Consider the following 13458-nt stretch of genomic DNA (forward strand, 5'->3'; position numbering starts at 1 on the left):
GGTAGGGAGCGGTTACCACTGCCGGTACGACCGCCACCCGCACGAGAGGAGTCACCCACCATGACCACACCGTCCACCGACCGGCCGCTCGCCGTGGTGACCGGGGCGTCCAGCGGCATCGGGTACGAGCTGGCCGTCCAGTTCGCCGAGCACGGTTTCGACCTCATCGTGGTCGCCGAGGACGACGGCATCTCCTCGGCGGCCGAGAAGCTGCGCCGCGACGGGGGCCCGGAGGTCCAGCCCGTCCGTGTCGACCTGGCCCGTGAGCAGGGCGTGGAGGAGCTGGCGTCCACGATCGCCGCCACCGGCCGCCCGGTGGACGCCCTGGCGCTCAACGCCGGCCGGGGCGCTGGCGGCGCCTTCGTCGGCGGCACCGACCTGCGCGACGAGTTGGAGATCGTGGACCTCAACGTCCGCTCGACGGTGCACCTGGCGAAGCGGTTGCTGCCCGGCATGGTCGAGCGGAACGCGGGCCGGGTGCTGTTCACCTCGTCGATCGCCTCGACCATGCCGGGGCCGTTCCAGGCGGTCTACAACGCGTCGAAGTCGTTCGTGCAGTCCTTCGCCGAGGCGCTGCGCAACGAGTTGAAGGACACCGGTGTCACGGTGACCTCGCTGATGCCCGGGCCAACCGACACGCAGTTCTTCGATCGGGCCGACATGGAGGACACCCGGGTCGGCTCGGGCTCCAAGGACGACCCGGCGAAGGTCGCCGAGCAGGGCTTCGAGGCGCTGATGAAGGGTGACCAGACGGTCACCGCCGGCTCGCTGATGAACAAGGTGCAGACCGCGGCCGGCAAGATCGTCCCGGACAAGCTCAAGGCCGAGCAGCACCGCCGGATGGCCGAGCCGGGCTCGGGCGACTGACCCCCGACGCACGACTGACCCCCGACGCACGACGAAGGGCCCGGCATCGTGCCGGGCCCTTCGGTGTACGCGACCGACTCAGGCGGTCACCGCGTCCATCGCCTTCTTGATCGCCTTCGGAGCGGTGGGGGTGCGCGGGGCGTCCGCCCGCAGCGCGATCATCCGCTCACCGATCTCCTGCAACTGCTTGCGACCCAGTGCCTCACGGACCTTCGGGAACCACTCCTCCTCTTCCTCCTCGACGTGGTGGGTGACGTTCTCGATCAGCACCGTCGTCTTGGCGTTGAAGCGTTCGTCGGTGGCGTCCATGCTGGCCAGCTCGGCGCAGAGCACGTCGGCGACGTGGTGTTCCTCGTACGACTCGAGGATGTCGTCCTCCAGGTCGGGCAGCAGCCGGCGGACCTCCGGGTACATCACCTCGTTCTCGAGGTAGGTGTGCACCGTCAGCGCCTCGAGGATCTGGTCCACCAGCTTCTGCCGCCGGCTGGCCGGCCCCTCCTCGGCATCCTGGAAGGCCTTGAACAGGCGGCGCATCTCCTTGTGGTCCTCTTTGAGCAGGACGATGGCATCGGTCGACACGGGTATGACCTCCCTGGATCTCGTCTGGTGTGAATCCGGTACCCAGCAGGTCAAATGGGGAAACAGCCGATATCGGCTGCTCAGACCATCGACAGCGTGCCGGGGATCTCGTCGAGCAACTCCCGGGCGAGGAAGCCGATCCGGCCGTACCGGGGGATCAGCCGCTGACCGCTCACCGCGTGCGCGAACGAGCCCCAGCAGGCGGCCTGCGCCGGGTCGGCTCCCCGGGACAGCAGCCCCGCCAGCAACCCGGCGAGTACGTCCCCGCTGCCGGAGGTGCCCAGCCCGGCGTCGCCGCTCTCCTCCCGCCAGCCCCGCCCGTCCGGGGCGGCCACGTGCCCGTACAGCGAGACGACCGCCTCGTAACGGGCGGCCAGCTCGGCCGCCTCGGCGTCCAGGTCGTCGCCCGGCTCCCGCCCGAGCAGGTGCCCGGCCTCGGTGACGTTGGGCGTGAGAACCACGGGCCGGCCCGAGCCGACCAGCAGGTCCGGTGCGTGGCTGAGGGCACCGAGGGCGTACGCGTCGAGCACCAGTGACGTCTGCGGCCGGGCCGCGTCCAGGACGAGGCTCAGCAGCCGGTTGGTCTCGTCGATCGCCTTCAGCCCGGGGCCGAGGGCCACCACGTCGGCCTGCGCGACCAGCTCGCCGAGCTGGCCGTCGCGGTCCGCGGCGACCGCGCCGTCGGGGGTCTCCGGCAAGCCGACCACCAGCGCCTCGGGCACCTCGATGCTCAGCGTGGCGGCGGTGGACTCGGCGGCGGCGAGCTGGAGCACCCCGGCCCCGGCGCGCAGCGCGGCCACCCCGGCGAGGAGCACCGCACCGGGGGTGAAACGGGAGCCGCCGACGACCAGGACAGTGCCGCGGCTCTCCTTGCCGCCGGCCGGCACCGGCAGCGGCCAGTCCCGCAGCAGCCGCGGCGTGATCACCTTCACCTCAGACCGGCTCGGCATGGATCTCGTCCTCCCTGGTCGGTTGTGCGCCCTGCCGGTGCAGGTGGCCGACCTCGTTGAATGCGCCCAGCGTCAGCCGGCCCTCGTCGTCGGCGGACCAGTCGGTGACGGAGCAGTTGGCGATGACGTGCTCACGGGTCAACGCCATCAGGTCCGCCTCGGTCAGCCCTTCCACCAGGTAGCGCAGCAGAAAGACCAGCGCGTCGTGGCCGAAGAGCAGAACCCGCTGGCCCTCGTGGTCGCGGCGCAGGTCGCCGAGGAGCGTCCGCAACCGCAACGCCACGTCGGTCCAGGACTCTCCGCCCGGCGGGCGGTAGTAGAACTTGCCGAGCCGGGCCCGCCGCTCGGCCTCGTCCGGGTACCGACGGCGTACCCCGTGCCCGGTCAGGCCGTCGAGGATGCCCAGCTCCCGGTCGCGCAGCCGCTCGTCGCGGCTCACCGGCACACCGGTGCCGTCCAGCGCCAGCTCGGCGGTGGCCACCGCCCGCAGGTACGGCGAGACCACCGCGACGTCCGGCCTGCGGTCCGGGGGCAGCCCGGTCAACCAACGGCCGGTGGCCCGGGCCTGCTCCTCACCGGTGGGGGAGAGCGGCACGTCCGCGTCGCGATGACTGAGCCCGATCAGCTCCTCGCCGGACGCCTCGGCGTGCGTCGCCGCCACGTTCGCGGTGCTCTCACCGTGTCGGATGATCCAGAGAGTCGCCAGTTCCGCCATGCCGACCCCCTACCCGGGCGTCGACGGCGGTAACCGTTGTCGCTCAGCCCCGCCGTTGCAGCAGGGCGACGGTCAGTCCGGTCACGTGGGTCACCGTCACCACCTCGTAGCGCTCGGTGAGTGCGGCGGCCTGCTTCTTCGACAGTCCGGTCAGCGGTGCGTCGGTGACCGTCGGCAGCAGCACCCAGATGCGCGGCTCGTCCCGTAGGCAGCGCGCCGGGTTGCCGCAGTCCGCGCCGAACAGCTCGTTGCGTTGAGCCGCCGACCGCTGCTGGAAGACGTTTCGCGGTGAGACGTCCGCCGGGAGGTAGTAGCGCACCCCGGGTTCGTGCATCCACCACCAGGGGCCGCCCGCGGCGAGGCCGTCGCCGGGCTGGTAACCCGCCTCGATGACCTCCGCGGCCTGGGAGTAGGAGAGGGGCTTGAACGCCCGTGCCTGCGGATAGGTGTACCAGCCGTGCGAGTACTCGCCGCGCATGGCGAGCTGCCCCGGCACGGACAGGGCGGCGACCACGACGAGCGCCGCCGCGAGCAGCGGCGGGCGGCGCAGCACGGCGAGGCCGGCACCGGCGAGCACCGCCCACGCCGGCATGAGGAACAGCAGGTACTTGGAGAAGAAGTAGTTGATGTCCCCGGTGGCGGCCACCAGGATCACCGGCACCGGCAGCGCGGCGATCAGCGCGGCGATCACCGTCCGCGTCCTCGCGTCGCCGCGCAGGTGGGTCAGCAGGCCCACCACGGCCAGGACGGTCACCGCGACGGCGATCAGCGTCGAGCCGTACACCTGCTCCCAGACTGTCCAGGGCGAGCTGTCCGGGATCCAGCTGATCTGCCGTCCCGCCTGCTTCATGCCGCGCAGGATCACCGGTGCGGCGATCGCCGCACCGCCGGCGGTGGCCAGCACGAACCAGGCCAGCGACCACCAGCGGCGCTCCCGCCAGCAGTGGATCAGAACGGCCACCCCGTGCCCGAGCAGCAGGGTCAGTGCGACGACGTTCACCAGGCCGGTGCCGGCCACCGCGAGCGCGTACGCCGCCCAGCGCAGCACCGTCGGCCGCTCCAGTGCGCGGAGGAGGAACAGGGTCGCCGCGGCCGCGCCGAGGACGACGAACGCGTACGACCGGGTCTCCTGTCCGAACCGGGTGACCGTGGGCACCAGGGCGAAAACGAACCCGGCGGCGACACCCGCGCGGTGGTCGAAGAGGCGCCGCCCGACGAGCGCCACACACGTGGTGGCCAGGACCATCGCCAGCGCCGACGGCAGGCGCACCGCGGCGGGCCCGGTGCCGAACAGCATCGTCCAGCCGTGCATGAACAGGTAGTAGGCCCCGTGCACGGCGTCGACGTTCGTCAACATGCCCAGGATCTGCCTGGTGGAGCGGGTCGCCACATCGATGGTGACCAGCTCGTCGTGCCACATCTCCGGGCTGCCGAGCTGCCAGCCCACCGCGAGCGCGGCGAACGCCGTCGGCCAGAACCAGACGCTTCGCGCCAGCCGTCGGGCGAGCGGGAGCGGCCGGGCACCCGGCTCGGTGGCGGGCGGGGGAGGGCCCCCCGCGTCGGTCTGCGCGGGCTGCGCGTCCGTGGCGACGGCGCGGTCTGACATCGGCATCCGATCGGGGGGCGGGGCGGTACGGGGCGCGACGATGATAGCGCCCGCCGACGTCGGTGTCGGACCGTCACCGGCGTGATCCGAGGTGGTCGCGCGGCCGGTTCGGCGGTAACCGAACTCGGCTGTGAGCCTGATAATGTGGCCGCGCCTGTCGAGCACTTCCACCACGCACAGTTAGGCCTGCCGACCTGATGATTGTCGACATTATGCTGCCGTACTACGGAAGCGTGCCCCTCATGCAGGCGGCGGTGCGCAGCGTGATGGCGCAGAGTGACCCTGGTTGGCGCCTCACCGTGGTCGACGACGGCACCGAGCCGGGGGTGCCCGAGTGGTTCGCCGGCATCGACGACGATCGGGTCAGTTACCAGCGCAACGAGCGCAACCTCGGGGTCACCGGCAACTACCGTAAGTGCGTCGGCCTGGCCGAGCACGAGTACCTGGTGATGATGGGCACGGACGACATCATGCACCCCAACTACGTCTCCACCGTGCGATCGGTGATCGAGCAGTACCCGGGTGTGTGCATGATCCAGCCGGGCGTCGAGGTCATCGACGCCGACGGCACGGTGGTCAACACGATGGTCGACGAGGCCAAGCGGCGGCTCTACGCCCCCCGGGTCGACTCCCGGGAGCTGATGGGGGGTGAGGACCTGGCGGCCAGCCTGCTGCGCGGCTGCTGGTTCTACTTCCCGTCGATGTGCTGGCGCACGGACGCGCTCAAGGCCGTCGACTTCCGCGACGAGTTCCAGGTCATCCAGGACCTGGCCCTGGTGATCGACCTGGTCCAGCGCGGTGAGCAGATGGCCGTCGACAACACCCTCTGCTTCCAGTACCGGCGGCACGCGGTCAGCAAGTCCGCCGCCGACGCGGTCAACGGCTCCCGGTTCACCGAGGCGCGGGCGTACTTCGTCGATGTCGCGCGGCGGATGGACGAGCAGGGCTGGCCCCGGGCGGCCCGTGCCGCCCGCCACTACCTCTCGTCGAGGCTGCACGCCATCACGCTGCTGCCGACGGCGGTCCTGTCCGGCAAGATGGCCGGCGTACGGAGCCTGTCCCGGCACGCGTTCGGGCCGGGCCGATGAACGACGACAGCCAGGAGGGTGTCATGATCATCGCACCACGACGCCCGGCGGACGACGCCCGGCAGCCGCTGCGGGTGGCGGTGCTGGGCGGGACCGGCTTCCTCGGCGGCCCGATCTGCCGTGCGCTGGCCGACCAGGGCCACGCGGTGGTCGCCGTCGCGCGCACCCCGAAGAGCATCGGCTCCGGCGTGGTGGTCCGCGCACTGGACCTGGCCGCCGCCGACGTCGACGAGATCACCGAGGTGCTGCGCGACCTCGACCCGGACGTGGTGATCAACGCGGCGGGTGGGATGTGGGGCCTCAGCGACGCGCAGATGCTCGCGGTCAACGTCACCCTGGTCGAGCGGCTGATCGAGGCCGCGGGCCGACTGCCCCGCCGGGTCCGGGTGGTCCAGTTGGGCAGCGTGCACGAGTACGGGCTGGTCCCGGTCGACACCTCGATGCCCGAGCAGCTCGCCCCGGCGCCGGTGATGCCGTACGGCGATTTCAAGCTGCGCTGCACCGTGGCGATCAGCGAGGCGCACCGGCGGGGCCTGATCGAGGGCGTCACCCTGCGGGTCGGCAACGTCATCGGCGCCGGTCAGCCCGGGCACAGCCTGCTCGGGGTGGTCGCGGGCCGTCTGCGCGACGCCCGGCGGGCCGGTGAGCGGGCCCGGTTGGAGCTGGCCCCGCTGGGCTCCCGCCGCGATTTCGTCGGTCTCAGCGACGTGGTCGCCGCCGTGCTGCTGGCCACGACGCGCTCCGACGCGGCCGGCCGCGTGATCAACATCGGGCGGGGGGAGGCGGCCAGTGCGCGTGATATGGTCCAGCTCCTCATCGACGTGAGTGAGGTGCCGACCGACCTGGTCGAGGCCGAGCGCACCGGGCCCGCCGAGACCACCTGGCAGCGGCTCGACGTCGGGCTGGCCGCCACGGTGCTCGGCTGGTCGCCGAGCGATGATCTGCACACCGAGATGAAGCAGTTGTGGGAGCACGCCGGCGCCGAGGTGCCCGCCTGATGGTCGAGAGGTTCCTGGCCGCATGACTACCCCCGCCCTCGTCCGGTCCCGTGGCACGCTGGCCGACTTGCTCTCCGGCCGCAGCAACGGCATCGGGCTGATCCGACTCTGCCTCGCCGTCGGCGTCGTGCTGTCGCACTCCAAGCCGCTCGGCTTCGGTGCCAACGACCTCGGCTACCACCTGACCGGTCGGCAGACCAACGTCGGCACGATGGCCGTCTACGGCTTCTTCGTGCTCTCCGGCCTGCTGATCACCCGCAGCGCGCGGCGTACCGGGCTGATCCGCTACTCGTGGCACCGCGCCCTGCGCATCTTCCCCGGCCTCTGGGTCTGCCTGCTGATCACGGCGCTGGTGGTCGCCCCGCTGGTCGCGATGCGCGAGCACGGCAGCACCGCCGGCTTCTTCGACAACGCCTGGGAGCCCGGCGGCCCGCTGGCCTACCTCCAGGCCAACTGGTGGACCGGCGTCCGCCAGTACGGCATCCACGACCTGCTCAGGGACACCACCCCGTGGGGTGACAAGAGCAACTCCAGCGTCTTCAACGGCGCCCTGTGGTCGCTCAAGTACGAGATGTTCTGCTACGTCGTGGTGGGCGTGCTGGCGGCGACGGGGGTGCTGCGCAACGCCCGCCGGTTCGTGCTGTTCCTGACCGTGGCGCTCTACCTGAGCATCGTCCACGACTGGGTCAGCTCCGGGCAGTTCAGCGGCCCGGCGTCGACGGCGAGCTGGTCGTTCAACTCGCCCCTGGTGGGCGGCATGAGCTTCCACTACATCGTCTACCTGGGCTTCCTCTTCGCCTTCGGCGCGACCCTCGATCTCTACCGGGAGCGGGTGCCGATCAACGACGCGCTGGGCATCGGCTCGGCGGTCGCCCTCGGGTTGTCGATGCTCTTCGGTGGCTTCTTCGTCATCGGCCTGCCGGCGTTCGCGTACCTGCTGGTCTGGCTGTCGGTGCGGATGCCGCGCCAGCTGCACTGGGTGGGTCGAAAGAACGACTACTCGTACGGCATCTACATCTACGGGTTCGTGTTCCAACAGGTGATGGCGAGTCTCGGCTGGAGCCGTTGGGGCTACGTGCCGTTCGCGGCGATGTCGGTCGCCGCCGCCTTCGTGGCCGCGTTCCTGTCCTGGAAGCTGGTCGAGCGGCCGGCGCTGCGGTTGAAGGACTGGACGCCGGGCTTCGTGGCCCGCCGCTCGCCGCCCCCGGCCGTGCCGCCCGAGCAGCAGACCGCGGTGGCCGAGGAACCGCCCGGGACGCCCCCGGTGCAGGTCGGCGGCCCGACGCAGGAACTGCCGCAGCAGCCCGCCACGCTGGTCCCCGGCCGGTAACCCGCCGGCCCGCCCCCGAGCCGTACGCTCGGGGGCGTGGCCACGGCGGCGGAGGAGATTCAGGTGGGGGAGCGGCTGGTCCGCGTCTCCAGCCCCGACAAGCCCTACTTCCCGGAGCGCGGGCTGACCAAGCTGGACGTGGTCCGCTACTTCCTGTCGGTCGGTGACGGCATCCTGCGCGCCCTGCGTGACCGGCCGACGATGCTGGAGCGCTGGCCGCGTGGCGTCTTCGAGGGCGCGACGATCGCCACCCGGCAGACCAACCGGGGCGACGCGTTCTACCAGAAACGGCTGCCGGCGGGCGCGCCCGAGTGGGTGCGCACCGCCCACATCACGTTTCCCAGTGGCCGCACCGCCGACGAGATCGCCCCGAGCGAGTTGGCCGTGGTGATCTGGGCGGCCAACCTGGGCACGTTGCGTTTCCACCCGTGGCCGGTCAGCGCCGCCGACGTGGAACGCCCCGACCAGCTGCGCATCGACCTCGACCCGATGCCCGGCGTCGGCTTCGAGCAGGTGGTGCCGGTGGCCCGTGAGGTCGACGCGTTCCTCGCCGAGCTGGGGATGACCGGCTACCCGAAGACCACCGGTGGGCGGGGCCTGCACGTCTACCTGTCCATCGAGCCGCGGTGGAGCTTCGGTGAGTGTCGCCGGGCGGTGCTCGCCCTGGGCCGGGAGATGCAACGTCGGTTGCCGGAGCTGGTCACCACCACCTGGTGGCGCGACCAACGCGACCGGCCGGTCTTCGTCGACTACAACCAGATGGCCCGCGACCACACGGTCACGTCGGCGTACTCGATCCGGCCGACCCCGCAGGCCCTGGTGTCGGCGCCGCTGGAGTGGTCGGAGCTGGACGACGCCCGACCGGAGGACTTCGACGTGCTGAGCATGCCGGCCCGCTTCGCCGAGCGCGGCGACCCGCACGCCGGCCTGGACGGCGGACGGCACTCGCTGGAGCCGCTGCTGGAGCTGGCCGACCGGGACGGGCTGGAGGCCCCACCGGAGCGCTGAGCGCTGAGCGCTCAGGCCCAGGGGCTGCCGGCCCCGTCGAACTCCTCGAACACCAACCAGGTGCGGGTGGACAACACTCCCGGGATGCTCTGCACCCGGCCCAGCACCACGTCCCGCAGCGCGGCGTTGTCCGGCGCGCGGACCAGCGCGAGCACGTCGTGGTCACCACCGAGCAGCGCGGCGTGCTCGATGTAGCGCACCCGGGCCAGCTCGGCCGACACCTCCCGCCAGGTGTTCTGCTCGATCGTCAACGCGACGTACGCCGAGGTGCCCAACCCGGCCGCCTCGGGCGCCACCTGGGCCCGGAACCCGGTGATCACCCCGTCGCGCAGCAGCCGCTCCACCCGCGCGTACGCGTTGGTGCGGGAGATGTGGATCCGCTCGGCGAGGGTGCGCACCGACGTCCGACCGTCCCGGACCAGCTCGTCGAGGATCCGCCGGTCCACCTCGTCGAGTGCTCGGGCCGATCGTCCCGAACCCGCCGCCCGGCCCGCGCCGTCTGCGGTCTCCTGGCTCACTGCCGGTCCCTCCCCATGCCAACCGTCCCGCCTTCCGCGTGGATCTTGAGTCAATCATCCATCAGGCGGAAGCATAGGCTCACCACACGTCCCAGGAGGTTCCGCCGTGACGACCACTCCCCAGGCGGTCCGCAGGGCATCCCCGCGCACCCGTCGGGCGGCCACCCCGCCCGACCCGGCGCGCCCGCTGCTGCCGAACACCGAACCCGTCCGCCTGCTCGACCCGACCGGCACGCCGCTGCCCGCCCGCACCGACTATCCGGAGCCGCCCGTCGAGGTGCTGCGCGAGCTGTACCGCCGGATGGTGCTCGGCCGCCGCTTCGACACCCAGGCGACCGCCCTGACCAAGCAGGGCCGGCTGGCCGTCTACCCGTCCTCGCGGGGCCAGGAGGCGTGCCAGGTCGGCGCGGTTCTCGCGGTCCGCGACACCGACTGGGTCTTCCCCACCTACCGCGAGTCGATGGCGCTGGTTGCCCGGGGCATCGACCCGGTCGAGGTGCTCACCCTGCTGCGCGGCGACTGGCACTGCGGCTACGACCCGACCGAGGTGCACACCGCGCCACAGTGCACCCCGCTCGCCACCCAGTGCGTGCACGCCGCCGGGCTCGCCCACGGCGAGGCGTACCAGGGTCGCGACACGGTGGCGCTGGCCTTCATCGGCGACGGCGCGACCAGCGAGGGTGACTTCCACGAGGGGGTCAACTTCGCCGCCGTCTTCAAGGCGCCGGTGGTCTTCTTCGTGCAGAACAACCGCTACGCCATCAGCGTCCCGCTGTCCCGGCAGACCGCCGCGCCGTCGCTGGCCTACAAGGGCGTCGGCTACGGCGTACCCAGCGAGCAGGTCGACGGCAACGACCCGGTCGCCGTGCTCGCCGTGCTCACCCGCGCTGTCGCGCACGCCCGCGCCGGCAACGGGCCGTTCCTGGTCGAGGCGCACACCTACCGGATGGAGCCGCACACCAACGCCGACGACGCCACCCGCTACCGCGACGGCGCCGAGGTCGACGCCTGGCGGGACCGGGACCCGGTCGCCCGCCTGGAGACCTACCTGCGTGCCCGTGGTGTGCTCGACGACGCCGCGGTCGCCGAGGTCGCCGAGCAGGCCGAGGCGTACGCGGCGGACCTGCGGACCCGGATGAACGAACAGCCGACAGTGGACCCGATGAGCCTCTTCGACCACGTCTACGCCGAACCCACCCCGCAGCTCATCGAGCAGCGCGAGCAGGTTCGTGCCGAGCTGGCCGCCGCTCGCGACGAGGAGGGTGACGCCTGATGGCCTCCACCATGGCGAAGGCGCTCAACACCGCGCTCGCCGACGCGCTCGCCGCCGACGACCGGGTCGTCGTCTTCGGTGAGGACGTCGGCGCGCTCGGCGGCGTCTTCCGGATCACCGACGGCCTCCAGGCCCGTTTCGGCGACACCCGCTGCTTCGACACCCCGCTCGCCGAGGCCGGCATCGTCGGCTTCGCCGTCGGCCTGGCCATGTCCGGGCTGCGGCCGGTCGTCGAGATGCAGTTCGACGCATTCGCGTACCCGGCGTTCGAGCAGATCGCCTCGCACGTGGCGAAGCTGCGCAACCGCACCCGGGGCAAGCTCAGCGTGCCCATCGTCATCCGGGTGCCGTACGCCGGTGGCATCGGCGGGGTCGAGCACCACTGCGACTCGTCCGAGGCGTACTACGCGCACACCCCCGGGCTGAAGGTGGTCACCCCGGCCACCGTCGAGGACGCGTACTCGCTGCTGCGCGAGGCGATCGACGACCCCGACCCGGTGGTCTTCATGGAGCCCAAGAAGCTCTACTTCGGCAGCGCCGAGGCCGCCCTGCCGACGCGGACCGAGCCGTTCGGGCGGGCCGTCGTGCGCCGGCCGGGACGCGACGCCACCCTGGTGGCGTACGGGCCGGCGGTGCCGGTCGCGCTGGAGGCCGCCGAGGCCGCCCGCGAGGAGGGCTGGGACCTGGAGGTCGTCGACGTCCGCACCATCGTGCCGTTCGACGACGAGACCATCGCCGCCTCGGTCCGGCGGACCGGCCGGTGCGTGGTGATCCAGGAGGCGCAGGGCTTCGCGGGTGTCGGCGCGGAGATCGCCGCCCGGGTGCAGGAGCGGTGCTTCCACGCGCTGCACGCCCCGGTGCTGCGGGTCGCCGGGCTGGACATCCCGTACCCGGCGCCGATGCTGGAGCACACCCACCTACCCGGCGTGGACCGGGTGCTCGACGCGGTGGCCCGGTTGCAGTGGGACGACCAGCCGGACCCGCGCTGGGCGGCGCAGGGCAGCGCGGCATGACCACCGTCGAGCGGACGCAGGTCTTCCTCCTGCCCGACCTGGGCGAGGGGCTGAGCGAGGCCGAGATCGTCGAGTGGCGGGTCGCGGTGGGCGACATCGTCACTGTCGACCAGAGCGTGGTCGAGGTGGAGACCGCCAAGGCCGTCGTGGACGTGCCCTGCCCGTACGCCGGCCGGGTGGTGACCCTGCACGGCGCGGCCGGTGAGGTACGCCCCGTCGGCCAGCCGTTGATCACCATCGCGCCCCTGGACGGCGGCGACGAGCCGGCCGGGCACGCCACCTACCGCGAGGAGGAGCGGGCCGGCTCCGGCAACGTGCTGATCGGCTACGGCACCGGGCACGGCGGTGCCACCCGGCGTCGGCGTCGACCCCGCCTGTCGCTGGCTCCCGAACCGGCCGCCGCCAGTCCCGCTCGCGTGGCCGACGTGGCGGGCGACACCGGGCCGACCGCGGGCGCGGCAAACCCCGGGCCGACCGTTCTGGTCATCTCGCCGATCGTGCGGCGGCTGGCCCGCGATCAGGGCCTCGACCTGGGTACGGTGCGGGGCACCGGGCCGGGCGGAGTGATCCGCCGCGCCGACGTGGAGGCGGCGCTGGCCGTGCCCGAAGCCCGGCTCGCCGCCGTGCCGGACCCGCACGTCGCACTGGCCCCGGCCGGGGACGGCGACGTCATCGTCCCGCTCACCGGCGTCCGTAAGGTCATCGCCGACAAGCTCTCGCGCAGCCGGCGGGAGATCCCCGAGGTGACCATCTGGGTCGACGTGGACGCCACCGGGCTGCTGGAGACCCGCGCGGCGATCAACGCGGCCACCCCCGACGCGCCGGTGAGCATCCTGGCCCTGCTGGCCCGGATCTGCCTCAGCGGGCTACGCCGGTTCCCGCAGCTCAACGCCCGGGTCGACACCGAGGCGCAGCGGATCGTCCAGTCCGCCGGGGTGCATCTCGGCATCGCCGCGCAGACCGACCGGGGTCTGCTGGTGCCGGTGCTGCGCGACGCCCAGCGGCTCACCACCGCCGAGCTGGCCGCCGAACTGGCGGCGACCACCGCCGCCGCGCGGGCCGGCAGCCTGCCGCCGACCCGGCTGACCGGCGGCACGTTCACGCTGAACAACTACGGGGTGTTCGGCGTGGACGGCTCCACGCCGATCATCAACCACCCCGAGGCGGCCCTGCTCGGCGTCGGGCGGATCGTGGACAAGCCGTGGGTGGTCGACGGGCAACTCGCCGTGCGCAAGGTGACCCAGCTCAGCCTCACCTTCGACCACCGCGTCTGCGACGGCGGGGTGGCCGGCGGCTTCCTGCGCCACGTCGCCGACTGCGTGGAGCGCCCGGCGTTGCTGATCGCCGCCGTCTGACGGCGTGCACCTCCGGCCCCGGCGCCGCCCGTGTGGCGCCGGGGCCGACCCACGTCCGGGTCACCCGGCGTGCGTCCTCGGGCCGGGGTTTCCCGGCGTGCGTCCTCCGCCCCGGGGTTTCCCGGCGTGCGTCCTCCGGCCCGGGGTTTCCCGGCGTG

General features: G+C 72.4%; 13 protein-coding genes. 8 read left to right on the forward strand and 5 right to left on the reverse strand.

All coding sequences use genetic code 11. The features are described from left to right. Positions 1–60: 60 nt before the first annotated feature. Positions 61–867, forward strand: a complete 807-nt coding sequence (locus LADH09A_RS15005) for an SDR family NAD(P)-dependent oxidoreductase (protein ID WP_238645742.1) — start codon at positions 61–63, stop codon at positions 865–867. 78 nt (positions 868–945) lie between these two features. Here LADH09A_RS15005 and LADH09A_RS15010 read toward each other — a convergent pair whose 3' ends face one another. The 4 genes from LADH09A_RS15010 to LADH09A_RS15025 all read right to left on the reverse strand — a co-directional run bounded on the left by LADH09A_RS15010 (position 946) and on the right by LADH09A_RS15025 (position 4717). Further along, positions 946–1446: a hemerythrin domain-containing protein gene (locus tag LADH09A_RS15010; RefSeq protein ID WP_238645744.1), complete on the reverse strand. Its 501-nt coding sequence runs from the start codon at positions 1444–1446 to the stop codon at positions 946–948. 80 nt (positions 1447–1526) lie between these two features. Further along, positions 1527–2396 carry an NAD(P)H-hydrate dehydratase gene (locus LADH09A_RS15015; RefSeq protein ID WP_238645746.1) on the reverse strand — a complete coding sequence of 290 codons (870 nt, stop codon included), beginning with the start codon at positions 2394–2396 and terminating at the stop codon, positions 1527–1529. Then, positions 2380–3111 carry a histidine phosphatase family protein gene (locus tag LADH09A_RS15020; RefSeq protein WP_238645748.1) on the reverse strand — a complete coding sequence of 244 codons (732 nt, stop codon included), beginning with the start codon at positions 3109–3111 and terminating at the stop codon, positions 2380–2382. Before LADH09A_RS15020 ends, LADH09A_RS15015 begins: the two co-directional genes overlap by 17 nt. A gap of 43 nt (positions 3112–3154) precedes the next feature. Beyond that, a complete protein-coding gene (locus LADH09A_RS15025; protein WP_238645749.1) occupies positions 3155–4717 on the reverse strand; it encodes a glycosyltransferase family 39 protein in 1563 nt (520 codons plus the stop codon). Positions 4718–4914: 197 nt separating this feature from the next. On the opposite strand from LADH09A_RS15025, the gene LADH09A_RS15030 reads away from it, so the two are divergent. Genes LADH09A_RS15030 through LADH09A_RS15045 form a run of 4 tightly spaced genes read left to right on the forward strand, consistent with a single transcriptional unit; the run spans position 4915 to position 9141 of the window. After that, positions 4915–5805 carry a glycosyltransferase family 2 protein gene (locus LADH09A_RS15030; protein ID WP_238645750.1) on the forward strand — a complete coding sequence of 297 codons (891 nt, stop codon included), beginning with the start codon at positions 4915–4917 and terminating at the stop codon, positions 5803–5805. A 23-nt stretch (positions 5806–5828) separates the two neighbouring features. Beyond that, a complete protein-coding gene (locus LADH09A_RS15035) occupies positions 5829–6803 on the forward strand; it encodes an NAD-dependent epimerase/dehydratase family protein (protein WP_238645751.1) in 975 nt (324 codons plus the stop codon). Between the two features lie 22 nt (positions 6804–6825). Continuing rightward, entirely contained in the window at positions 6826–8133 is a 1308-nt protein-coding gene (locus tag LADH09A_RS15040; protein ID WP_238645752.1) for an acyltransferase family protein, read from the forward strand. Positions 8134–8169: 36 nt separating this feature from the next. Continuing rightward, positions 8170–9141, forward strand: coding sequence for a DNA polymerase domain-containing protein (locus LADH09A_RS15045; RefSeq protein ID WP_238645754.1), 972 nt, complete (start codon positions 8170–8172; stop codon positions 9139–9141). Positions 9142–9152: 11 nt separating this feature from the next. Here LADH09A_RS15045 and LADH09A_RS15050 read toward each other — a convergent pair whose 3' ends face one another. Continuing rightward, positions 9153–9659 carry an Lrp/AsnC family transcriptional regulator gene (locus LADH09A_RS15050; RefSeq protein WP_088948324.1) on the reverse strand — a complete coding sequence of 169 codons (507 nt, stop codon included), beginning with the start codon at positions 9657–9659 and terminating at the stop codon, positions 9153–9155. 106 nt (positions 9660–9765) lie between these two features. Between LADH09A_RS15050 and pdhA the strand changes: the two genes are divergently transcribed. Genes pdhA through LADH09A_RS15065 form a run of 3 tightly spaced genes read left to right on the forward strand, consistent with a single transcriptional unit; the run spans position 9766 to position 13300 of the window. Further along, positions 9766–10932: a pyruvate dehydrogenase (acetyl-transferring) E1 component subunit alpha gene (pdhA, locus tag LADH09A_RS15055; RefSeq protein WP_372492273.1), complete on the forward strand. Its 1167-nt coding sequence runs from the start codon at positions 9766–9768 to the stop codon at positions 10930–10932. Further along, on the forward strand, positions 10932–11945 hold the full coding sequence (locus LADH09A_RS15060; RefSeq protein WP_238645755.1) for an alpha-ketoacid dehydrogenase subunit beta: 1014 nt from the start codon (positions 10932–10934) through the stop codon (positions 11943–11945). The genes pdhA and LADH09A_RS15060 overlap by 1 nt, the downstream gene beginning before the upstream one ends. Beyond that, entirely contained in the window at positions 11942–13300 is a 1359-nt protein-coding gene (locus LADH09A_RS15065; protein ID WP_238645757.1) for a dihydrolipoamide acetyltransferase family protein, read from the forward strand. Before LADH09A_RS15060 ends, LADH09A_RS15065 begins: the two co-directional genes overlap by 4 nt. Positions 13301–13458 lie beyond the last annotated feature (158 nt).

The sequence above is a fragment of the Micromonospora cabrerizensis genome (assembly GCF_022230955.1).
Classification (GTDB): domain Bacteria; phylum Actinomycetota; class Actinomycetes; order Mycobacteriales; family Micromonosporaceae; genus Micromonospora; species Micromonospora cabrerizensis.